This is a genomic window from Roseovarius sp. (assembly GCF_040223625.1).
In the GTDB taxonomy this organism is placed as follows: Bacteria; Pseudomonadota; Alphaproteobacteria; order Rhodobacterales; family Rhodobacteraceae; genus Roseovarius.
This window is the reverse complement of the sequence record NZ_JAVKFX010000048.1, coordinates 81,296-101,067: the sequence shown is the minus strand read 5'-3', so window position 1 is coordinate 101,067 and position 19,772 is coordinate 81,296. Positions and strand designations below refer to the sequence as shown.

22 protein-coding genes and 1 tRNA gene are annotated in these 19,772 nt (G+C 67.1%); 12 read left to right on the top strand and 11 right to left on the bottom strand.

Annotation, left to right across the window (positions count from 1 at the left end):
• Window positions 1-212 precede the first annotated feature (212 nt).
• From RLN94_RS14820 to RLN94_RS14785, 8 genes are all read left to right on the top strand, one after another.
• Window positions 213-287: transfer RNA gene (locus RLN94_RS14820), tRNA-Glu, on the top strand.
• 298 nt (window positions 288-585) lie between these two features.
• Window positions 586-1,740, top strand: coding sequence for an ABC transporter substrate-binding protein (locus RLN94_RS14815; RefSeq protein WP_350132696.1), 1,155 nt, complete (start codon window positions 586-588; stop codon window positions 1,738-1,740).
• Window positions 1,741-1,802: 62 nt separating this feature from the next.
• Window positions 1,803-2,729: a branched-chain amino acid ABC transporter permease gene (locus RLN94_RS14810; protein ID WP_350132698.1), complete on the top strand. Its 927-nt coding sequence runs from the start codon at window positions 1,803-1,805 to the stop codon at window positions 2,727-2,729.
• Window positions 2,726-3,706, top strand: a complete 981-nt coding sequence (locus RLN94_RS14805; RefSeq protein WP_350132700.1) for a branched-chain amino acid ABC transporter permease — start codon at window positions 2,726-2,728, stop codon at window positions 3,704-3,706. Before RLN94_RS14810 ends, RLN94_RS14805 begins: the two co-directional genes overlap by 4 nt.
• Window positions 3,703-4,467: an ABC transporter ATP-binding protein gene (locus tag RLN94_RS14800; RefSeq protein WP_350132702.1), complete on the top strand. Its 765-nt coding sequence runs from the start codon at window positions 3,703-3,705 to the stop codon at window positions 4,465-4,467. The genes RLN94_RS14805 and RLN94_RS14800 overlap by 4 nt, the downstream gene beginning before the upstream one ends.
• Complete coding sequence (locus RLN94_RS14795; RefSeq protein WP_350132704.1) at window positions 4,464-5,171, top strand: ABC transporter ATP-binding protein; 708 nt, start codon at window positions 4,464-4,466, stop codon at window positions 5,169-5,171. The genes RLN94_RS14800 and RLN94_RS14795 overlap by 4 nt, the downstream gene beginning before the upstream one ends.
• 28 nt (window positions 5,172-5,199) lie before the next feature.
• Complete coding sequence (locus tag RLN94_RS14790) at window positions 5,200-5,640, top strand: cupin domain-containing protein (protein ID WP_350132706.1); 441 nt, start codon at window positions 5,200-5,202, stop codon at window positions 5,638-5,640.
• Between the two features lie 121 nt (window positions 5,641-5,761).
• Window positions 5,762-6,244: a GNAT family N-acetyltransferase gene (locus tag RLN94_RS14785; RefSeq protein WP_350132708.1), complete on the top strand. Its 483-nt coding sequence runs from the start codon at window positions 5,762-5,764 to the stop codon at window positions 6,242-6,244.
• 14 nt (window positions 6,245-6,258) lie between these two features.
• On the opposite strand, the gene RLN94_RS14780 is transcribed toward RLN94_RS14785, so the two are convergent.
• From RLN94_RS14780 to RLN94_RS14730, 11 genes are all read right to left on the bottom strand, one after another.
• The gene (locus RLN94_RS14780) at window positions 6,259-6,558 is read right to left on the bottom strand and encodes a CcdB family protein (protein WP_350132710.1); all 300 of its coding nucleotides are present in this window, start codon (window positions 6,556-6,558) and stop codon (window positions 6,259-6,261) included.
• Window positions 6,559-6,561: 3 nt separating this feature from the next.
• Window positions 6,562-6,792: a type II toxin-antitoxin system CcdA family antitoxin gene (locus RLN94_RS14775; protein WP_350132712.1), complete on the bottom strand. Its 231-nt coding sequence runs from the start codon at window positions 6,790-6,792 to the stop codon at window positions 6,562-6,564.
• Between the two features lie 127 nt (window positions 6,793-6,919).
• Entirely contained in the window at window positions 6,920-8,146 is a 1,227-nt protein-coding gene (locus RLN94_RS14770; protein ID WP_350132714.1) for a flavin-dependent oxidoreductase, read from the bottom strand.
• A gap of 17 nt (window positions 8,147-8,163) precedes the next feature.
• On the bottom strand, window positions 8,164-8,559 hold the full coding sequence (locus RLN94_RS14765) for a RidA family protein (protein WP_350132715.1): 396 nt from the start codon (window positions 8,557-8,559) through the stop codon (window positions 8,164-8,166).
• Entirely contained in the window at window positions 8,556-8,978 is a 423-nt protein-coding gene (locus tag RLN94_RS14760) for an acyl-CoA thioesterase (protein ID WP_350132717.1), read from the bottom strand. The genes RLN94_RS14765 and RLN94_RS14760 overlap by 4 nt, the downstream gene beginning before the upstream one ends.
• Complete coding sequence (locus tag RLN94_RS14755) at window positions 8,975-10,597, bottom strand: AMP-binding protein (protein WP_350169175.1); 1,623 nt, start codon at window positions 10,595-10,597, stop codon at window positions 8,975-8,977. Before RLN94_RS14755 ends, RLN94_RS14760 begins: the two co-directional genes overlap by 4 nt.
• A gap of 2 nt (window positions 10,598-10,599) precedes the next feature.
• On the bottom strand, window positions 10,600-11,751 hold the full coding sequence (locus RLN94_RS14750) for an acyl-CoA dehydrogenase family protein (RefSeq protein WP_350132719.1): 1,152 nt from the start codon (window positions 11,749-11,751) through the stop codon (window positions 10,600-10,602).
• Window positions 11,751-12,551 carry an enoyl-CoA hydratase family protein gene (locus RLN94_RS14745; RefSeq protein ID WP_350132721.1) on the bottom strand — a complete coding sequence of 267 codons (801 nt, stop codon included), beginning with the start codon at window positions 12,549-12,551 and terminating at the stop codon, window positions 11,751-11,753. Before RLN94_RS14745 ends, RLN94_RS14750 begins: the two co-directional genes overlap by 1 nt.
• A complete protein-coding gene (locus RLN94_RS14740) occupies window positions 12,541-13,017 on the bottom strand; it encodes a MarR family winged helix-turn-helix transcriptional regulator (RefSeq protein WP_350132723.1) in 477 nt (158 codons plus the stop codon). Before RLN94_RS14740 ends, RLN94_RS14745 begins: the two co-directional genes overlap by 11 nt.
• Window positions 13,014-13,769, bottom strand: coding sequence for an SDR family NAD(P)-dependent oxidoreductase (locus RLN94_RS14735; RefSeq protein ID WP_350132725.1), 756 nt, complete (start codon window positions 13,767-13,769; stop codon window positions 13,014-13,016). The genes RLN94_RS14740 and RLN94_RS14735 overlap by 4 nt, the downstream gene beginning before the upstream one ends.
• Window positions 13,766-16,054, bottom strand: coding sequence for a bifunctional salicylyl-CoA 5-hydroxylase/oxidoreductase (locus tag RLN94_RS14730; RefSeq protein ID WP_350132727.1), 2,289 nt, complete (start codon window positions 16,052-16,054; stop codon window positions 13,766-13,768). Before RLN94_RS14730 ends, RLN94_RS14735 begins: the two co-directional genes overlap by 4 nt.
• 129 nt (window positions 16,055-16,183) lie before the next feature.
• Here RLN94_RS14730 and RLN94_RS14725 point away from each other — a divergent pair, with 129 nt between their 5' ends.
• The 4 genes from RLN94_RS14725 (at window position 16,184) to RLN94_RS14710 (ending at window position 19,745) form a co-directional block, all read left to right on the top strand.
• Complete coding sequence (locus RLN94_RS14725; RefSeq protein WP_350158796.1) at window positions 16,184-17,008, top strand: hormone-sensitive lipase; 825 nt, start codon at window positions 16,184-16,186, stop codon at window positions 17,006-17,008.
• Window positions 17,005-17,835, top strand: coding sequence for a tryptophan 2,3-dioxygenase (locus RLN94_RS14720; RefSeq protein WP_350132731.1), 831 nt, complete (start codon window positions 17,005-17,007; stop codon window positions 17,833-17,835). The genes RLN94_RS14725 and RLN94_RS14720 overlap by 4 nt, the downstream gene beginning before the upstream one ends.
• Window positions 17,835-19,025 (top strand): kynureninase, encoded by a 1,191-nt coding sequence (kynU, locus tag RLN94_RS14715; RefSeq protein WP_350132732.1) that lies wholly within the window; start codon window positions 17,835-17,837, stop codon window positions 19,023-19,025. Before RLN94_RS14720 ends, kynU begins: the two co-directional genes overlap by 1 nt.
• 138 nt (window positions 19,026-19,163) lie before the next feature.
• Window positions 19,164-19,745, top strand: coding sequence for a hypothetical protein (locus RLN94_RS14710; protein WP_350132734.1), 582 nt, complete (start codon window positions 19,164-19,166; stop codon window positions 19,743-19,745).
• Window positions 19,746-19,772: the final 27 nt, after the last annotated feature.

The following is a 19,772-nucleotide window of genomic DNA, read 5'->3' as shown; positions in this document are numbered from 1 at the left end:
CCGCCCGAATCGTGCCGCCCATACCCGGCCCGGTTCCCCCTCCCGATCGGCCCGGCCCGGGCCATTCACCCGGCCTTAACCCGCCTCCGCCACACCTGACGCCACGTTCGCCACCGGCAGGCCACAACAACGGCGCGCCACGCGAAAATTTTGCATTTTGCCTCTTGCGCAGGGACCGGCTTTTTCATAGGAAACGCCTCACGCCAAGGCATGGCCCGTTCGTCTATCGGTTAGGACGCCAGGTTTTCAACCTGGAAAGAGGGGTTCGATTCCCCTACGGGCTGCCACCCCCCTCCCTTCACGTTTTGTTAACCATCACCCCGGCGCCACCGACCGATTCCGCGCGTCTTGCGGCCGGTTACTTCAGGCTTGAAATTTCAAGCTTGAAATATCACCGAGCTTCTGCCTATCCTTCCCCCAGGTCCCCCGGCCCGGCCAATGAGGCGTTGACGGCAGCGGGGCGTCCTGCTCAGAGTTGGGGACCAGCCAGCCGCAGGACCGCCGCCCGTGACGCCCGCGCACCAGGGCCCGCCCATGCGGACTGGAAAAATACGCGCAAAAACGCGCGAACAGGGAGAAGTACGGATGAAAAAACTAGGCACAACCCTCGCCGCCGGTCTTCTGGGCCTCGGCACTTCCGCCTCGGCCGAGATCGAGGTCGGCATGATCGTCACCCTTTCCGGCCCGCCCGCGGCCCTCGGCCAGCAGGCCGTCGACGGCTTCAACCTCGCCCTCGATGACCTCGGCGGCAAGCTCGGCGGTGAAGAGGCCACGCTCATCGTCGAGGATGACGAGCTGAAGCCCGAAGTGGCCCTCTCGAAGGCCAACGGCATGGTGCAGGAAGAGGTCGATTTCGTCGTCGGCACGATCTTCTCGAACATGCTTCAGGCGATCTTCAAGCCGGTGATCGAGTCGGAAACCTTCCTGATCAGCCCCAATGCCGGCCCCTCGACCTTTGCCGGGCGCAACTGCAACCCCTATTTCTTCGTCACCTCCTACCAGAACAACCAGAACGCCGAGGTGATGGGCGCCCACGCCCAGGCGGCGGGCTATGAAAAGGTCTTCATGATCGCCCCCAACTACCAGGCCGGGCGCGACAATCTCGAAGGCTTCCGCATGCATTACGAGGGCGAGATCGTCGACGAGGTTTACGTGCCGCTCGGCCACCAGGACTACTCGGCCGAGATCGCCCGCATCGCCACCTCCGAGGCCGACGCCGTCTTCGCCTTCACCCCGGGCGGCATGGGCGTGCGCTTCGTTCGCCAGTTCCGCGACGCGGGGCTTGCCGACCGCATCCAGTTCATGTCGGTCTTCACCACCGACGAGACCACCCTGCCCGCCCAGAAGGAGGCCGCCGAGGGCTTCATCGCCGCGGGCAACTGGGCGCCGGATGCCGAGAACGAGGCCAGCCAGAACTTCGTCGCCGCCTTCGAGGAGAAATACGGCTACGTCCCCGGCGGCTATGCCATGCAGGCCTATGACGCGGCCCTGCTGATCGACAGCGCCGTGGCCGCCGTGGGCGGCGACCTCTCCGACAAGGACGCCGTGCGCGCCGCGATGGAGAAGGCCGATTTCACCTCGCTGCGCGGCGATTTCGCCTTCAACACCAACCACTACCCGACCCAGAACTTCTACCAGCTCTCGGTGGAAGAGCGGGAAGACGGCCAGTGGGCCACCGCGACGGGCGAACTGGTGTTCGAGAATTACGGCGACAGCTTCGCCGAAGAATGCAGCATGTAAGCCGATGCGGCGGGGCCGGTCACCGGCCCCGCCATTCGCGGCTCCGGCGGTAAAGGCCTCCCATGTCCTCGATCCTGATCCTGATCCAGCTCCTGAACGGGCTGCAACTTGGCGTGATCCTGTTCCTGATCGCGGCCGGTCTGACGCTCGTCTTCGGGGTGATGGGCTTCATCAACCTCGCCCATGGGGTGCAGTACATGCTGGGCGCCTACCTCGCCGTCTACCTCTACGGGCTGACGGGCAGCTTCCTCGCCGCGCTGGTGCTGGCCCTGCCGCTGGCGCTCCTGCTGGGGCTGGTGCTCGAGTTCCTCGTCTTTCGACATCTCTATGACCGCGATCACCTTTCCCAGGTGCTGGCCACCTTCGGGGTGATCCTGTTCCTCAACCAGCTCATGAAGGTGCTTTTCGGTCCCGCCTCCCTCTCGGTGCCGCCGCCCGCCTTCCTCGATTTCTCCTTCGTGCTGGTCGACGGCCTCCTCTACCCGGCCTACCGCGTGGCCCTCATCGCGGCCGGCCTGCTGGTGGCGCTCGGCCTCTGGCTGGTCATCACCCGCACGCGGGTCGGCATGCTGATCCGCGCGGGCGCCACCAACCCGGACATGGTCTCGGCCCTCGGCGTCAACGTGCGCCGGCTGTTCCTGGTCGTCTTCGGCTTCGGCGCGATGCTCGCGGGCTTCGCCGGCGTCATGGCCGCGCCCCTCTACTCGGTCGAGCCGGGGATGGGCGACAACCTCCTGATCGTGGCCTTCGTCGTCATCATCATCGGCGGCGCGGGCTCGATCCGCGGCGCCTTCGTGGCGGCGCTGCTGGTGGGTCTGGTCGACACGCTCGGCCGCACGCTGGTCACCGACGGGCTGCGCCTTGTCATGGACCCGTCCTCGGCCAACCAGATCGGCCCGGCGATCGCCTCGATGCTGATCTACGTGCTGATGGCGCTGGTGCTCTTCTGGCGGCCCGAGGGCCTCTTTGCCCCCAAGGTGGCGCGATGACCGACCAGACCGACATCCAGGCCCCCGTCGCCGCCACCCCCCGCGCGCCGCTGATCGTCGCGGGCGTGATCTTCGCCGCGCTGGCGCTTATCCCTGTGCTGGCCGAGGCCTGGGGCGGCGCCTGGCTCACCTCGCTGGCGGTGCGCGCCATGATCCTCGCCATCGTCGCCATCTCGCTCGACCTGCTGATGGGCCAGGGCGGCATGGTCAGCTTCGGCCATTCCGCCTTCGTCGCCATCGGCGCCTATGCCTGCGGGATCATGATCACCGAAGGGGTCTACGAGATGGCCCTGATCCTGCCCGTGGCCATCGCCGCGGCGGGGCTCTTTGCCCTGGTAAGCGGGGCGATCTGCCTGCGCACCTCGGGCGTCTCCTTCATCATGATCACGCTGGCCTTCGGGCAGATGATCTACTTCGCCCTCGGCTCGCTCGCGCAATACGGCGCCGATGACGGGCTGACGCTGTGGTCGGGGCCGGACTTCCTCGGCACGCGCTGGCTCGGCTCCGAAATGGGCGTCTATGTCACCGTCTTCGCCGTGCTGCTGGGCACATGGGCGCTGGTCCACCGCATCACCGGGGCGCGCTTCGGCCGCGTCCTGCGCGCGGCCCGCCAGAACCCCACGCGGGTCGCCTCGATGGGCTACTCGGTCTTCCGCTACCGCCTGACGGCCTATGTCATCGCCGGCGTGATCGCCGCCATCGCGGGCGTGCTCTGGGCCACCCACGCCGCCTTCATCTCGCCCTCGCTGGGCGCCTGGCAGCGCTCGGGCGACCTGATCGTGATGGTCGTCCTCGGCGGAATGGCCACCCGCAACGGGGCCTTGATCGGCGCGCTCTTCTTCATCCTGATCGAGGAGACGCTCTCCTCCATCACCCATGACTGGAGGCTCATATTCGGGCCCCTGCTGGTGCTGATCGCACTTTTCGCCCGCGGCGGCCTCGTGGGCCTGCTCGACCGCGTCAGGGGGCCGCAATGACCGAGGCCGTCCTCCAACTCAAGGGCCTGCAAAAGGCCTTCGGCGCGCTCATTGTCACCGACAAGGTCGATCTCGACCTGCGCCACGGCGAATGCCACGCGCTGATCGGCCCCAACGGCGCGGGCAAATCCACCCTGATCCACCAGGTCTCGGGCCTCCTGCAACCCGACGCGGGCCGCATCGCCTTCGAAGGCCGCGACGTGACGGGCCAGAAACAGCACGAACGCGCCGTGGCGGGCCTCGGCCGATCCTTCCAGATCACCTCGATCCTGCCGGACTTCACCGTGCTGGAAAACGTGGCCCTCGCCGCCCAGATGCGCGCAGGCTCGAGCATGCGGTTCTTCCGGCGCGCCGACCGCGAAGAGGCGCTGAACGCCGCCGCCATGACGGCGCTCGCCCGCATCGGCCTCGCCCCCCGCGCCGCCACCATGGCGGGCGCGCTGTCCTATGGCGAGAAGCGGATGCTGGAACTGGCCATCGCCATCGCCGGAAAGCCCCGCGCCCTGCTGCTGGACGAGCCGATGGCGGGCATGGGCCGCGCCGAAAGCGAAAGCCTCACCGCCACCCTTCTGGAACTGAAGGCGACCTATCCCATGCTGCTGATCGAGCATGACATGGAGGCCGTCTTCCGCCTCGCCGACCGGGTCTCGGTGCTGGTCGCCGGTGCCATCGTCGCCACCGGCACGCCGGACGAGGTGCGCGCCGATCCCAAGGCCCGCGCCGCCTATCTCGGCGAAGACCATGCGGAGGGCGCGGCATGAGCCTGCTGTCACTGACGAACATCACCGCCGGCTACGGCGCCGCGCAGGTGCTTTTCGGCATCGACCTGAAGATCGGCGAGGGCGAGGTCGTCACCCTGCTGGGCCGCAACGGCATGGGCAAGACCACCACCGTGCGCGCCATCATGGGCCTCATCAAGCCGTGGTCGGGCGAGGTGCAGGTCGACGGCATGAACTATGCCGGGCAGCCCCCCTATGCCATCGCCCGCGCGGGCGTGGGCCTCGTGCCGGAAGGCCGGCAGGTCTTCCCGACGCTCACGGTCGAGGAAAATCTCCTCGCCGCCGCCAAGACGCCCGAGGGCCGCAACCGCTGGGATCTGACCTCGGTCTACGACTTCTTCCCCCGCCTCAAGGAACGCCGCACCCATCTCGGCGCGCAGCTTTCCGGCGGCGAGCAACAGATGGTCGCCATTGCCCGCGCGCTGATGACCAACCCGCGCCTCCTGATCCTCGACGAGGCGACCGAGGGCCTCGCCCCCCTCATCCGCGAGGAAATATGGGCCCGCCTCGCCACGCTGAAGGCGGAAGGCGAGGCGATCCTGCTGATCGACAAGAACGTCGGCGCGCTCGCCGGCCTCGCCGACCGCCATTACGTGATCGAGAAGGGCGAGATCATCACCACCGTCACCGCCGCCGAGGAAGGCCAGACCATCACCGCCACGCTCGAACGCCACCTGCATCTTTGATCCGGAGCCAATGAGGGAGACCCGAAAGATGACACTGACCCCCGGAATAACGCCTGAGAAAGACGGGCTCGACGGCCTGTCCTGGAACGTCGTCGGCCACACCTACACGCCGAAACTGCATTCCGAGAACGCCATGATCTGGCATGCCGACATCCCCGACGGCACCTTCGTGCCGCCGCATATTCACCCCACGCAGGACGAGTGGATCTGCATGCTGGAGGGCGAGCTGGAGGTCGAGTTCGAGAACGAGAAACACATCGGCCGCGCGGGCGACACGATCCGCATGCCCATGGGGCTGGCGCACGGCATCTACAACCGCTCCGGCAAGACGGCCACCTGCCTCTTCGGCGTGGCGCCCTCGCGGAAGCTCTTCGCGCTCTTCGGCAAGCTCGACGGCGTCACCGATCCCGAGGAGCTGGTGCGCATCTCGGCCGAGCACGAGGTCGATTTCCTGCCCCCGCCCGAATAGGCGGCGCGCGCTCCTGTGTCCCTCTCGGCCCCGGTGCGCCGGGGCCGATCCCCTGCCCCGTCGCCACATGGTGACCGGCGCCCCCTTGCCTTTCCCGCGCCATCCGGGGTCTATACCCGGCATGACCCGCCCGCGCCCCGCCATCATCTTCACCCGCCTGCCCGACATCGCCCCCGAGGCGATCCTCGCCCACATGTCCCACCCGGTGACCGCCCGGCACATGCCGCTCCTGAAAGGCGGCTGGACGCCCGACACCGTGGCGGAGTTCGTCATGGCCAAGGAAGCCTGCTGGCAGCGTGACGGGCTGGGCCATTGGGCCATCCTCGCCGACGGCGCCTATGCCGGCTGGGGCGGGTTCCAGAAGGAGGGCGAGGAGTGGGATTTCGGGCTGGTCCTGACGCCCCAGCACTTCGGCCTCGGCATGGCCGTCACCCGGCAGGCTCTGGCGTTCGCCCGCGCCGATGCCCGCATTCCCTACGTGACCTTCCTGCTGCCGCCATCCCGCCGGCACCTGCGCCCGCTGGAAAGGCTGCGAGCCCGGTATGCCGGGCGGGTTGACCACGAGGGTTGCGAGTTTCTGAAATACAGGTTGGAGACCGGGTAAACGGCGACCTTGCGTTATACGCCCGACAACAGCGCATCCACCGCCCGTGTGATCTGATCCCGCATCATGGAGAGAGAGCCGATGCGTTCACCAAGCTCGGCCAATGTCAGCGTGGCGGCCAATTGCGGCATGATGAGGTAGGTTTCCTCTCCCAGAGAAACAGTGGGGTTCAGGCTGCGCAACACGCGCTTGACCTTGCCAGCGGGAACAAGCGGCGCCACCACGCGCGTCTGAAGCTGGTCGAGCAGATCGCCTTGTATCACGACGACGAGGGCGCCATCCCGAAGGCGGTAGACGTCGTACTGAGCCGCCATGCTTCAGAACTTGCGATAGCCAGACAAGGGCACGCCCTCGGCCTCGACGAAGGCGTTGTAATCCGCGATGGCATCAGCGTTTTCCGCGCGCCATTGCCGGGCCCGCTCGGCCCGGATGGCCGCCTGCACGCCTTCCTCCGCGGCGCGAGAGACATTGATCCCCAGCCGGTGTGCCTCTTCCAGCGTGGCGGCATCGAGGGTCATGGAAGTGGATTTGCGCGGCGTCCTGGACATGTCGGCCTCATGGAAGGCTGTGGAATATACCGCAAATTATACCGCAATTTCCGAAATGGTCGATACGCAGCTTCCTCCAAGCGTCCGGACCGCTGTTTCCTGCGCAAACTCCGGGGCACCCCCGCCTCTAACGCCCCGCCACCTGCAACACCTCGTAATCGCCCACGATGGCCCGCAGCTCCGCCTCGGTCGCCACATCGTAAACGTCCTCGTACCCTTCCGGCGCGCGCTCCTCGACGAAGTCGATCACCCCTTCCGGCCCGCCCTTGCGGTTCGCCGCCACGATCGCCGCCGTCGCCGGGCGGCGCACCGCGTCATAGGCCTCCAGCGCCGCGGCCGGATCGCCCCCCTCGGCCAGCCGGTCGGCCAGGTCGCGGGCATCCAAGATCGCCTGGCTCGCCCCGTTCGAGCCCACAGGGTACATCGGATGCGCCGCATCCCCCAGCAGCGTCACCCGCCCATGCGTCCAGCGCGGCAGCGGGTCACGGTCGCACATCGGGTAGACGAAGATCTCCTCCGTCGCGCGGATCAGCTCGCGGATATCCATCTCCGGCACGCTCAGGTGCCCCTCGGCCATCTCCAGCGCCTCTTCGGCGGAGGCCTTGCGCGACCAGTCGTCCCGCCCCGGAATGGGCGTGTCCGCATCGCCCAGCTTCGAACACACCACCCAGTTGGTCAGCGCCTCACCGGGCCGGTCGGGGTCATGCGCGATTGGGTAGAGCACCAGCTTGTGCCGGAACCCGCCTGCCACGATCATCGACGCGCCATCGAGGAATTGCGGCCACCACGCCGCCCCCCGCCACATCAGCACGCCGTTCCACGAGGGCGGCCCCTGGTCGGGGTAGTAATGGCTACGCACGGTGGAATGGATGCCATCCGCGCCGATCAGGATATCGCCGCTCTCCTCGTACCGCGTCCCATCGCGCGCCTCGAACACCGCGCTCACACCCTCCCCGGTATCCTCGAACGACGCCAGCCGCCGGTCGCATTGCACACCGCCCTCGCCCAGCCGCTCCAGAACCGCGTCATGGATCAGCTTCTGCAACCGCCCCCGGTGAATCGAAAACTGCGGCGCGTCCAGCCCGGCCCAAAGCCCCCGCGGCTGCGCCACGATATCGAGGCCCTGCCCCGTCTTGTAGATCAGCCGCCGCGTCCGGATCGCCGCCGCATCGAGCGCCGGCAACAGCCCCAGCTGCTCCAGCTCGCCAATCGCATGCGGCAGCGTGTTGATCCCCACGCCCAGCTCGCGCACCTGGCTCGATTGCTCGAACACCTGCGCCGCGATCCCCCGCTGATGCAGCATCAGCGCCAGCGTCAGCCCGCCAATCCCTCCGCCCGCGATCAGAACCTTCATAAACCCGTTCCCCCCTGTCAACCGATCACCGCCGTCGCCTCGATCTCCACCAGCGCCTCGTCCTCGACAAGGCCCGCGACCACCACCATGGTCATCGCCGGGAAATGCCGGCCCAGCACACGGCGATAGACCTCGCCCACCTCACGCTGGCGGGCCAGGTACTCCTGCTTGTCGGTGACATACCATGTGAGCCGCGTCAGGTCTTCCGCCGCGCCGCCGGCCGCCTCCACCACGGCCAGGATGTTCCGCAGGGCCTGCTCCATCTGGCCGATGAAATCGTGGCTCTCGAACACCTGCTCTGCGGTCCAACCGATCTGGCCGCCGACATAGAGCGTGCCGTCCTTGGTCAGGATGCCGTTGGCATAGCCTTTGGCCGGCGCCCAGCCTTCGGGAGAGATCACCTGGTGTGTCATGCGTCCTCGCTTTCCATGTAGGGCATCATTGCCTGTCTCAGGGCGTCGGGAAACCCCTTGGGCCGCCCGTCCTCGCCCACCAGCACCATCGTCGCGCGATAGCTCATCCGCGTCTCGCCCCCGCTTTCCGTCAGGATGCGGATGGTGCTGCTCGTCCGACCGATCTTCTCGACCCAAAGCGAGAATTGCAGCCGGTCGCCATGCCGGCTGGGCTTCGGGAACCCGGCCTCGACCTGCACGGTGGGGATGGCGCCCTGATGGTGAAACGCCTCGAACGGGTATCCGATGCTGTCGAAGAACTCCTCCACTAGGTCGTTCATCATCTCGAAGAACCGCGGAAAGAACACCAGCTCGGCCGGGTCGCAATGCTTGAACATCACCTTCGCGTCCCGCCGGAAGGCGCAGGCCGGCGCGCTCATGCCGCGCCCTCCCGCAGCCGGAACCGCTGGATCTTGCCGGTCTGGGTCTTGGGCAGCTCGGCGCAGAACTTGACCGAGCGCGGATACTTGTAAGGCGCGATCATGGATTTCACGTGATCCTGCAGCGTCTTGATCGTCAGCGCGTCGCCCTCGTACCCCTCGGCCAGCACCACATGCGCCTCGACGATGGCGCCGCGCTCCTCGTCCGGGGCGCCCACGACGGCACATTCCACCACCGCCTCGTGCGACAGCAGCGCCGCCTCCACCTCGGGCCCCGCGATGTTGTAGCCGGACGAGACGATCATGTCGTCGTTCCGCGCGGCGAAATGCAGATAGCCGCCCTCGTCCATCACGAAGGTATCGCCGGTGATGGTCCAGCCGTCCTGCACGTATTCCGCCTGCCGGTCGTCGGCGAGGTAGCGGCAGCCGGTCGGCCCCCTTACCGCCAGCCGCCCGGGCTCGCCCACGGGCAGTTCGTTGCCGTCAGTATCAACGATCCTCACCTCGTAGCCCGTCACCGGCCGCCCGGTACAGGCGGGCCGGTGATCGTCGAACCGGTTGGTGATGAAGATATGCAGCATCTCGGTCGCACCGATCCCGTCGAGCATCGGCTTGCCGGTCTTCTTCATCCACTCATCATAGACCGGCCCCGGCAGGGTCTCGCCCGCCGACACCGCCGCGCGCAGGCTGGTAAGGTCCGCCCCCTCCTCCATCGCCCGCAGCATGGCGCGATAGGCGGTGGGCGCGGTGAAACAGACCGTCGCGCGATACTTCTCGATGATCTCGATCATGTTGGGCGGCGAGGCCGCCTCCAACAACGTCGCCGTCGCGCCGAAGCGCAGCGGGAAGACCGCGAGCCCCCCAAGCCCGAAGGTAAAGGCCAGCGGCGGCGAGCCGATGAAGATGTCGTCCGGCACCACGTTCAGCACTTCCTTGGCATAGCCATCCGCGATGATCAGCAGGTCGCGGTGAAAATGCATCGTGGCCTTCGGATTGCCCGTCGTGCCGGAGGTGAAGCCCAGAAGCGCCACGTCATCCCGGCCCGTCTCCACCGCCTCGAACGTCACCGGCTTCTCCAGCGCCAGCCGGTCCAGCTCCGCATCGTGGTTCGACGTCCCGTCGAACCCCACCACCGATTTCAGGAATTTCGACCCCTTGGCACAGGTCACCATCTCGTCCATCAGCCGCGTGTCGCACAGCGCATGGGTAATCTCGGCCTTGTCGACGATTTTCGACAGCTCGCCCGCCCGCAGCATCGGCATAGTGTTCACGACCACCGCCCCTACCTTGGTCGCCGCCAGCCACGCCGCCACCATCGCCGGGTTGTTGGCCGACCGGATCAGCACCCGGTTGCCGGGCTGCACCTTCAGGTCCTCGACCAGCACATGCGCCAGCCGATTGGTCCAGTCGGAAAGCTCCTTGTAGGTCCGCCGCCGCCCGTTGCCGATCAACGCGGTGCGGTCGCCCATGCCACGCTCGACCATCCGGTCGGTCAGCTCCACCCCGACATTCAACCGCTCAGGGTACTCGAACCCGTCCAGCAGGAAGGCGGGCTGCATCTCCTCGGGCGGCAGGTTGTCACGGGTGAACGTATCGACATGAGCAGAAGGGCCAAGCATCGTCATTTCCCTTTCAGTTGATCCAATGTGGCGCGCGCGATGATCACGCGCTGCACGTCCGAGGCGCCCTCGTAGATGCGCAGCGCCCGGATATCGCGGTAAAGCGCCTCGACGGTCTCGCCGCTTCGCACCCCGTCGCCGCCATGAAGCTGCACGGCCCGGTCGATGACGCTCTGCGCCTGTTCGGTCGAGAAGAGCTTGGCCATCGCCGCCTCGCGGCTCACGCGCGGCGCGCCGCTGTCCTTGGTCCAGGCCGCGCGATAGACCAGCAGGGCGCTGGCATCGACGTCAAGCGCCATGTCGGCGATATGCCCCTGCACCATCTGCAAGTCACTAAGCGGAGCGCCTTGAATATGCCGCTCGGTCACCCGCGCCACCGCCTCGTCCAGCGCCCGCCGGGCAAAGCCCAGCGCGGCGGCGGCCACCGTGGTGCGGAACACGTCCAGCACCGCCATCGCCACCTTGAACCCCTGCCCCGGCGCGCCGATCATGTTCGCGGCCGGCACGCGCACATCATTGAACCGCAGCCGGGCCAGCGGGTGCGGCGCGATCACCTGCAACCGCTCCACCACCTCGAACCCGGCCATGTCCGGCGTGACAAGAAAGGCCGAGAGCCCGCGGGCCCCCGGCGCTTCCCCCGTCCGGGCAAAGACGGTGTAGAGATCCGCGATCCCGCCATTCGAGATCCACGTCTTCTCGCCATTGAGGATAAAATCCTCTCCGTCCTTCGTGGCGGTCATCGTCGATGCCGCCACGTCAGAGCCCGACTGAGGCTCGGTCAACGCAAAGGCCGAGATCGCCTGTCCGGCGGTCGTGAGTGGTAGCCAGGCCTGTTTCTGCTTGTCCGAGCCGAAAAGTGACAGTGCCCCGGTGCCGAGGCCCTGCATGGCAAAGGCGAAATCCGCCAAGCCGTCATGCCGCGCCAGCGTCTCCCGCGACAGGGCCAGCGTGCGCACGTCGAGCGGGCTGCCATCGACGCTGGCGGTCGGTTTCAGCCAGCCATCGGCGCCAAGGTCGGCCACCAACTTGCGGCAGGCGGCATCGGTGTCGGAATGGTCGACCTCCAGCGATCCGCACCACCCAGCCAGTGCATCCGCGTGGGCCTTGTGATGCGGTTCGAAGAACGGCCAGTCGAGATAGCTGCGGTCTGCCATCAATCCCCCTCGAAGACCGGTTTTTCCTTCGCCACGAACGCATTGAACGCCCGCGTGAAATCCCCGGTCTGCATGCAAATCGCCTGCGCCTGCGCTTCCGCCTCGATGGCCTGTTCGATCGACATCGACCATTCCTGCGCCAGCATCGTCTTGGTCATCATGTGGGCGAAGTTCGGGCCCGCGGCGATGCGGCGGGCCATCTCCATCGCCTCCGCCTCGAGCTCCTCCTGAGACACCAGCCGGTTGTAGAACCCCCAGCGCTCCCCCTCCTCGGCGCTCATCGCCCGGCCGGTGTAAAGTAGCTCCGCCGCCCGTCCCTGGCCGATGATCCGGGGCAGGATCGCGCAGGCCCCCATGTCGCACCCCGCAAGCCCCACGCGGGTGAACAGGAACGCCGTCTTCGCCTCCGGAGTGGCAATCCGCATGTCCGAGGCCATGGCGATAATCGCCCCCGCCCCGGCACAGATGCCATCGACCGCCGCGATCACCGGCTTGCCGCAATTCACCATCGCCTTCACGAGATCCCCGGTCATCCGGGTGAACCGCATCAGCTCCTTCATGTTCATCTTGGTCAGCGGCCCGATGATCTCGTGCACATCGCCGCCCGAGGAGAAATTCCCGCCGCTCCCCGCGAACACCACCGCATCCACGTCATCGGCGTAATGCAGGTCCCGGAACCAATCGCGCAGCTCGGCATAGCTCTCAAACGTCAGCGGGTTCTTCCGCTCCGGCCGGTCGAGCGCCACGCGCGCGATCCCGTTCTCGATTGTGCACTGGAAATGCTCAACGTCACTCCGCATCGTCGTCTCCTTCCGTCAAAGCATGGTCGAGCATCCGGGCCACCATGGCGCTCTCCTCGCCTTCCAGCCCGCCCAGCGCCTCGTGCACCCAGACCTCGTGCGCGGCGGCCTGCGCCTCGAACAGCTCGACGCCGCGTTTCGTCAGCCGCACCATCGCCGCCCGCCGATCCCCCGGCACCGGCACCCGCAGCGCCAGCCCGTCCTCGGCCAGCCTGTCGACGATCCCGGTCACGTTGCCGTTCGACACTTTCAGCGCCCGCGACAGCTCGCTCATCTTCATGCCGTCGCGGTAACGGTAAAGCGCCGACATCACGTCGAACCGCGGCAGCGTGGTGTCGAACTCCACGCGCAGCCGCTCCCGCAACTCCGCCTCGACCATCCGCTGCACCTTCAGGATGCGCAGCCACAGCCGCAGGCTTTCCTTCGAAGCGGGCGACGGCGCCGGGCGTTCCTTGGCCTTGGTCATATCTCTCCTCCCGAAAGGGCCAGCGCATGCCCGCTGACCGAGGCAGCGGCGTCCGAGCACAGCCACAATGCCGCGCCCGCCACCTCGCCCGTTTCCACGAACCGTTTCTGCGGGTTGCCCGCACAAAGCTGCGCCCGCGCCTCATCATCCGTCTTGCCGGTCTTGGCGGTGATGGCCTCGATGGATTTCTCCAGAAGCGGCGTGTCGATGAAGCCGGGGCAGATGGCATTGACGGTGATCCCCGTCCGCCCCAGCTCCTGCGCCAGCGCCCGGGTCAGGCCCACCACCCCGTGTTTCGACGCGCAATAGGGCGAGACGTAAGGATAGCCCTTCAACCCCGCCGTCGAGGCAATCGCGATCAACCGTCCCCAGCCCGCCGCCGCCATCTCCTCGTGACAGGCCTGCCAGAGGTGGAACACCCCTTCGAGGTTCACCGCCAGCGAGGCTCGGAAATCTTCCGGCGTGACCTTGCGAAACGGCGCCGACGGCGCGGCGCCCGCATTGGCGATGGCAATGGCCACCGGCCCGTTCACTTCCCGCGCCTGCCCCAATGCCGCGTCGAGACTGTCGCGCTGCGTCACATCCGCCGCCAGCGGCAGCGCGCCCGTCTCCTCCGCCACCGCCTTCAACGGCGCATAGCTCCGCCCGAGGATCGTGACCTTCGTCCCCTCGGCGGCAAAGACGCGGGCCATCTCGGCCCCCACGCCCGAGCCGCCACCGCTGATCACGACATGCTGACCGGAAACGCTCATACCCGCACCGCCTCGGCCTCGCGGTCGGAAAGCCGCCAAAGCTGATCGCGCCCCGGCTCGTAGGGCAGCGGCCAGTCGGCATGCCGGTCGCCGATCGCGGCGCCCGCGCGCAGCGTCCAGTAGGGATCGGCCAGGTGCGGCCGCGCCAGGCACACCAGATCCGCCCGCCCCGCCATCAGGATCGAATTGGCGTGATCCGCCTCGTAGATATTCCCCACCGCCATGGTCGCGATGCCGGTCTCGTTGCGGATCCGGTCCGAGAACGGCGTCTGGAACATCCGGCCATAAACGGGCTTGGCCTGCGTGCTGGTCTGACCGGCCGAGACGTCGATGATATCGGCCCCGGCCCCATGGAACGCCTTGGCGATCTCCACCGCCTCTTCCGGCGTCACGCCATCGTCGCCCACCCAGTCATTGGCGGAAATCCTGACGGCCATCGGCTTGCCCTCTGGCCACACCGCCCGCATCGCCTCGAACACCTCCAGCGGATAGCGCAGCCGGTTCTCGAGGCTTCCGCCATACTCGTCCTCCCGGATGTTCGACACCGGCGAAATGAACGAGGAAATCAGGTACCCATGCGCCGCGTGCAGCTCGATCATGTCGAACCCCGCCCGCTCGGCCATCTCCGCCGACGCCACGAACTCGTCTCTGACCCGGTCCATATCCTCCCGCGTCATCTCCCGCGGCACCGCGTTCCGCTCCGACCACGCAATCGCCGAGGCCGACATCGTCTCCCAGTTCCCCTCCGCCAGGGGCGCGTCCATCTCCTCCCAGCCGACCTGCGTCGACCCCTTGCGCCCCGAATGGCCGATCTGGCAGCAGATCTTCGCATCCGTCTCGCCATGCACGAAATCGACGACCCTCTGCCACGCCTCTTCATGCTCCGGCGCATAAAGCCCCGGACAGCCCGGCGTGATCCGCCCCTCGGGGCTGACACAGGTCATCTCGGTGTAAACCAGCCCGGCCCCGCCCTTGGCCCGCTCGCCCAGATGCACGAGGTGCCAGTCGGTCGGGCAGCCATCCACCGCCTTGTACTGCGCCATCGGCGAGACCACGATCCGGTTCTTCAGCCCCATCTTGCGCAGCTTGTAAGGCGCGAACATCGGCGACCGCACCGGCCTCTCCGGCCCGCCCGCCCGCGTCTGGAACCACTTCTCGGCCCCTTCCAGCCATGCGGCATCCCGCAGGCGCAGGTTCTCGTGGCTGATCCGCTGCGACCGGGTCAGCAGGGAATAGTTAAACTGTACCGGATCAAGGTGCAGGTACCGATGCACCTCCTCGAACCACTCCAGCGAATTCCGCGCCGCCGATTGCAGCCGCAGAACCTCCAGCCGCCGCTCGTCCTGGTAGGCCTCGAACGCGGCCTCCATCGAAGGCTTCGTCGTCAGGTACTCGGCCAGCGCGATGGCGCTTTCCACCGCCAGCTTCGTGCCCGACCCGATCGAGAAATGCGCCGTGGCCGAGGCATCGCCCATCAGCACGATATTCTCGTGATACCATTTCTCACACAACACCCGGGGAAAGTTCAGCCAGGCCGAGCCGCGAATATGCTTGGCATTCGACATCAGGCTGTGCCCGTCGAGGTAATCGCGGAAGATCTCCTCGCAGACCGCGATATTCTCCTCCTGATTCATATTTCCGAAACCATAGGCCTCCCACGTCGCCTCGTCGGTCTCGACGATGAAGGTCGCGGTGTCCTCGTCGAACTGGTAGGCATGGGCCCAGACCCAGCCCTTGTCGGTCTCCTCGAAGATGAAGGTGAAGGCGTCGTCGAATTTCTGGCGCGTGCCCAGCCAGACGAACTTGCAGGCGCGCGGCTCGATATCCGGCTTGAACGTGTCGGCAAACTCGGTCCGGGTCTTGGAATTCAGCCCGTCGCAGGCGACCACGAGGTCAAAATCTTGGGCATAGGCCGAGGCACTCTCCACCTCCGTCTCGAACCGCAGCTCGACGCCCAGCTCCCGCGCCCGCTCCTGCAGCAACAAAAGCAGTTGCTTGCGCCCGATGCCGCAGAAGCCATGCCCGGTCGAAACCACCTTCTCGCCCCGGTAATGCACGGCGATATCGTCCCAATAGGCGAAATGCGCGCGGATCGCCTCGGCGCTCTTGGCGTCGTTCTGGTGCAGGTTGTCCAGCGTCTCGTCCGACAGCACCACGCCCCAGCCGAACGTGTCGTCGGGCCTGTTGCGCTCGATCACCACCACATGCGCGTCCGGCTGGCGCAGCTTCAGCGAGATCGCGAAGTAGAGACCGGCCGGCCCCCCGCCCAGACAGGCAACACGCATCGCACATCCTCCCTTTCCCGCATGACGTTTCCCGGTCAGGATAGGCCCAGCCCGAATTTATTTCAAGCCTGAAATTTCAAGCTTGAAATATATCGGCGCATGGGTAGTGTTCCGCCAAGGCGGAACAAGATGCGGAGGAACGAGATGATCGACTGGGACGACGCGTTCGAAAACATGGCCTACATCCCCGGCGGCGCCGCCATGCCCGGCCAATGGGCCGAGGCGGCCGCGGCCTACAGGGCCGAGATGGCCAGGGCCGGCCGTCTGCAGGAAAACCTGGCCTATGGCGACGGGGCCCGTGAGGTGATGGACATCCTCGCCCCCGAAGGCGACAGCCGCGGCCTCGTGGTCTTCGTCCATGGCGGCTACTGGCGCGCCTTCGACAAATCCTCCTGGTCCCACCTCGCCCGCGGCTGTGTCGAAAACGGCTGGACCGTTGCCCTGCCCTCCTACCCCCTCGCTCCCGAGGCCCGGATCAGCGAGATCACCGCCTGCATCACAAGCGCCGTGACCACCGCCGCGGGCCAAGTCTCCGGCCCGATCCGCCTCGCCGGCCATTCCGCCGGCGGGCACCTCGTGACGCGCATGATGTGCCAGGGCGTGCTGCCCGACGCCGTGGCCACCCGCCTCGCCCGCGTCACCTCCATCTCCGGCCTGCACCAGTTGGGCCCGCTCGTCGGCATCAAGCTGAACGACACTCTCCGCCTCACCCCCGAGGAGGCCGACGCCGAAAGCCCCGCCGCCCACGACCCGCTCCCGAACGTCCCCCTCTCCGCCTGGGTCGGCTCGCAGGAGCGCCCCGAATTCCTCCGCCAGACCCGCCTGATCGAGGAGGTCTGGGCCCTCAAGGGCGCCGACGTCACCGCAATCTACGACCCCGGCCACAACCATTTCACCGTCATCGGCGCACTGGAACAGCCCGACAGCCCGCTCACGAAGGAAATCCTGCGATGAGCGGCTACGACCCCTCCAGCGACGGCGCCAGGACCGCCTTCGCGGGCGACATGAGCTATGGCGACTACCTCTCCATCGACACGCTCCTCGAGGCCCAGCACCCGCTGTCGGACGCCCATGACGAGATGCTCTTCATCATCCAGCACCAGACCTCGGAGCTCTGGATGAAGCTGGCGCTCCACGAGCTCGGCACCGCCCGCGACCTGCTGCAACAGGGCCAGCCCGAGCAGGCCTTCAAGCTCCTCACCCGCGTCGCCCGAATCTTCGAGCAACTGAACGGCGCCTGGGACGTGCTGCGCACCATGACGCCCAGCGATTACACCACCTTCCGCGAAAGCCTCGGTGCCTCCTCCGGTTTCCAGTCGCACCAGTACCGGCTGATCGAATTCCTCCTCGGCAACCGCAATACCGCGATGATGAAGGTCCACGACCACCGCCCCGACCTTCTGGCGCTGCTCGAGGCGGAGCTCGACAAACCCACCCTCTACCACGTCGCCCTGCACCTGCTGGAAGACCACCTTGGCCAGCGGTTCGACCCCGCCACCTTCCGCCTGCGCGAACCGCACGAGGCCGACGACGCCGTCATCGCCGCATGGACCACCATCTACCGCGCCCCCGACAAGCACTGGACCCTCTACCAACTGGCCGAGAAACTCGTCGACCTCGAAGACTACTTCCGCCGCTGGCGCTTCAACCACGTGACCACCGTCGAGCGCGTCATCGGCCTCAAGCGCGGCACCGGCGGCACCAGCGGCGTCGCCTACCTGCGCCGCATGCTCGAGGTCGAGCTCTTCCCCGAACTCTGGCACATGCGCGGAGGATTGTGATGCCCACCCTGCCCCGGAAAGACCTGTTCGACCTGCCCGACGGCGTGATCTACCTCGACGGCAACTCGCTCGGGCCGCTCCCCAAACACGTGTCCCCCCGCGTGGCCGAGGCCGTCACCCGCGAATGGGGGCAGGAGCTGATCCGCGCGTGGAATGCCTGCGGCTGGATGGAACAACCGCTGCGCGTGGGTAATGCCGTGGCCCGGCTGATCGGCGCGCCCGAGGGCTCCGTCGTGATGGGCGACACGCTGTCCATCAAGGTCTTCCAGGCCCTCTCCGCCGCGCTGGCCATGCGCCCCGACCGCCGGGTGATCCTGTCCGACACCGGCAACTTCCCCACCGATCTCTACATGGCCGACGGGCTGATCGCGCTGAAGGACGCAGGCTACGAGCTGCGCACCGTCGCCCCCGAGGAAGTGGCAGACGCCATCGACGACAGCGTCGCCGCCGTGATGCTGACCGAGGTCGACTACCGCACCGGCCGCCGCCACGACATGCACGCCATCACCGCGAAAGCCCACGCCGCCGGCGCCGTGATGATCTGGGACCTCGCCCACAGCGCCGGCGCGCTCGAGGTTGATCTGGCTGGCTCCAACTGCGATTTCGCCGTCGGCTGCACCTACAAGTACCTCAACGGCGGCCCCGGCGCCCCGGCCTTCATCTACATCCGCCCCGACCTCGCCGCCACGGCGCAGCCCGCCCTCTCCGGCTGGCTGGGCCATGATGCGCCCTTCGCCTTCGAACAGGGCTACCGCCCCGCCCCCGGCATCGAGCGAATGCGCGTCGGCACGCCCCCCGTCCTGCAAATGACCGCCCTCGAAGCCGCGCTCGAAGTCTGGGACGGCATCGACATGGCCGACATCCGTGCCGCCTCCGTCGCCCTCTGCGAACAGTTCATCGCCGAGGTGGAAGCGGCCTGCCCCGCCCTCCGCCTCGTCAGCCCACGCGACCCGCAGGCCCGCGGCAGCCAGGTCTCCTTCGCCTTCGAACACGGCTATGCCGCCATGCAGGCCCTCATCGCCCGCGGCGTCATCGGCGATTTCCGCGCGCCGGACGTCATGCGCTTCGGCTTCACGCCGCTCTATATCGACAGCGCCGACGTCTCCGCCGCAGTGGCCATCCTCGCCGAAATCCTCGACACGCGGGCTTGGGACAGGCCGGAATACCGCCGCACGAACCGGGTCACCTGAACCGGTGTTGCGCACAATTCTAGTCAAATACCACACGCCCGGTGCTTGACCCGTTCGACCGGCCCGGCCGGTTTTAACCGCATGTAAGCTAATTTTCTCTAGCCCTGTTCAACGTCCACTCTTGAACGGAGGCATTCCATGCACAAACACGTCCTCGCCCTCGCCGCCATGGCGGGCCTGTCTCTTGCCACCCCGCCCGCCGCGGCGGACGAATTCTCGCAGGCCCTGTCGGACTATTACGACAGCCAGATCGCCACATGGGCCAACGACCCGGCGCTGATCGCCGCGGTCAGGGAACAGAACGCCGCCCGCTCCGGCCTGACCCAGGCCGAGATCGACGCGATGGACGGCGAATGGCGGTCGCAGGTTGGCGCGGCCGACGCCCCGGCGATCGATCCCGTGCTGAACAACCCCGCCGCCGACTTCCTCCGCGCCCGGGTCGAGGCATCCGGCGGCGTCATCACCGAGGCGTTCACCATGGATGCCAACGGGCTCAACGTCGCGGCCACCGCCGTGACCTCCGACATGTGGCAGGGGGACGAGGCGAAGTTCACCGAAACCTATACTCGAGGCGCCGGCGCCACCCACCTGGGCGATGTCGAATTCGATGAATCGACGCAGACCTACCAGGGCCAGATTTCCGTGACCCTGACAGACCCGGAAACCGGCGCCGCACTCGGCGCGCTCACCGTCGGCATCAACGCCGAAGCCCTGATGTAAGTCCCCCGGGACAGCGTCGAGGAACTG

Coding starts and splice junctions, on each gene's coding strand:
- RLN94_RS14805 (WP_350132700.1), top strand. CDS start 2,726: ATGACCGACCAGACCGACATCCAGGCCCCCGTCGCCGCCACCCCCCGC.
- RLN94_RS14795 (WP_350132704.1), top strand. CDS start 4,464: ATGAGCCTGCTGTCACTGACGAACATCACCGCCGGCTACGGCGCCGCG.
- RLN94_RS14765 (WP_350132715.1), bottom strand. CDS start 8,559: ATGACACACCAGGTGATCTCTCCCGAAGGCTGGGCGCCGGCCAAAGGC.
- RLN94_RS14720 (WP_350132731.1), top strand. CDS start 17,005: ATGAGCGGCTACGACCCCTCCAGCGACGGCGCCAGGACCGCCTTCGCG.
- RLN94_RS14760 (WP_350132717.1), bottom strand. CDS start 8,978: ATGAGCGCGCCGGCCTGCGCCTTCCGGCGGGACGCGAAGGTGATGTTC.
- RLN94_RS14800 (WP_350132702.1), top strand. CDS start 3,703: ATGACCGAGGCCGTCCTCCAACTCAAGGGCCTGCAAAAGGCCTTCGGC.
- RLN94_RS14750 (WP_350132719.1), bottom strand. CDS start 11,751: ATGGCAGACCGCAGCTATCTCGACTGGCCGTTCTTCGAACCGCATCAC.
- RLN94_RS14745 (WP_350132721.1), bottom strand. CDS start 12,551: ATGCGGAGTGACGTTGAGCATTTCCAGTGCACAATCGAGAACGGGATC.
- RLN94_RS14740 (WP_350132723.1), bottom strand. CDS start 13,017: ATGACCAAGGCCAAGGAACGCCCGGCGCCGTCGCCCGCTTCGAAGGAA.
- RLN94_RS14780 (WP_350132710.1), bottom strand. CDS start 6,558: ATGGCGGCTCAGTACGACGTCTACCGCCTTCGGGATGGCGCCCTCGTC.
- RLN94_RS14770 (WP_350132714.1), bottom strand. CDS start 8,146: ATGAAGGTTCTGATCGCGGGCGGAGGGATTGGCGGGCTGACGCTGGCG.
- RLN94_RS14735 (WP_350132725.1), bottom strand. CDS start 13,769: ATGAGCGTTTCCGGTCAGCATGTCGTGATCAGCGGTGGCGGCTCGGGC.
- RLN94_RS14775 (WP_350132712.1), bottom strand. CDS start 6,792: ATGTCCAGGACGCCGCGCAAATCCACTTCCATGACCCTCGATGCCGCC.
- RLN94_RS14810 (WP_350132698.1), top strand. CDS start 1,803: ATGTCCTCGATCCTGATCCTGATCCAGCTCCTGAACGGGCTGCAACTT.
- RLN94_RS14790 (WP_350132706.1), top strand. CDS start 5,200: ATGACACTGACCCCCGGAATAACGCCTGAGAAAGACGGGCTCGACGGC.
- RLN94_RS14815 (WP_350132696.1), top strand. CDS start 586: ATGAAAAAACTAGGCACAACCCTCGCCGCCGGTCTTCTGGGCCTCGGC.
- RLN94_RS14725 (WP_350158796.1), top strand. CDS start 16,184: ATGCGGAGGAACGAGATGATCGACTGGGACGACGCGTTCGAAAACATG.
- RLN94_RS14730 (WP_350132727.1), bottom strand. CDS start 16,054: ATGCGTGTTGCCTGTCTGGGCGGGGGGCCGGCCGGTCTCTACTTCGCG.
- RLN94_RS14785 (WP_350132708.1), top strand. CDS start 5,762: ATGACCCGCCCGCGCCCCGCCATCATCTTCACCCGCCTGCCCGACATC.
- kynU (WP_350132732.1), top strand. CDS start 17,835: ATGCCCACCCTGCCCCGGAAAGACCTGTTCGACCTGCCCGACGGCGTG.
- RLN94_RS14710 (WP_350132734.1), top strand. CDS start 19,164: ATGCACAAACACGTCCTCGCCCTCGCCGCCATGGCGGGCCTGTCTCTT.
- RLN94_RS14755 (WP_350169175.1), bottom strand. CDS start 10,597: ATGCTTGGCCCTTCTGCTCATGTCGATACGTTCACCCGTGACAACCTG.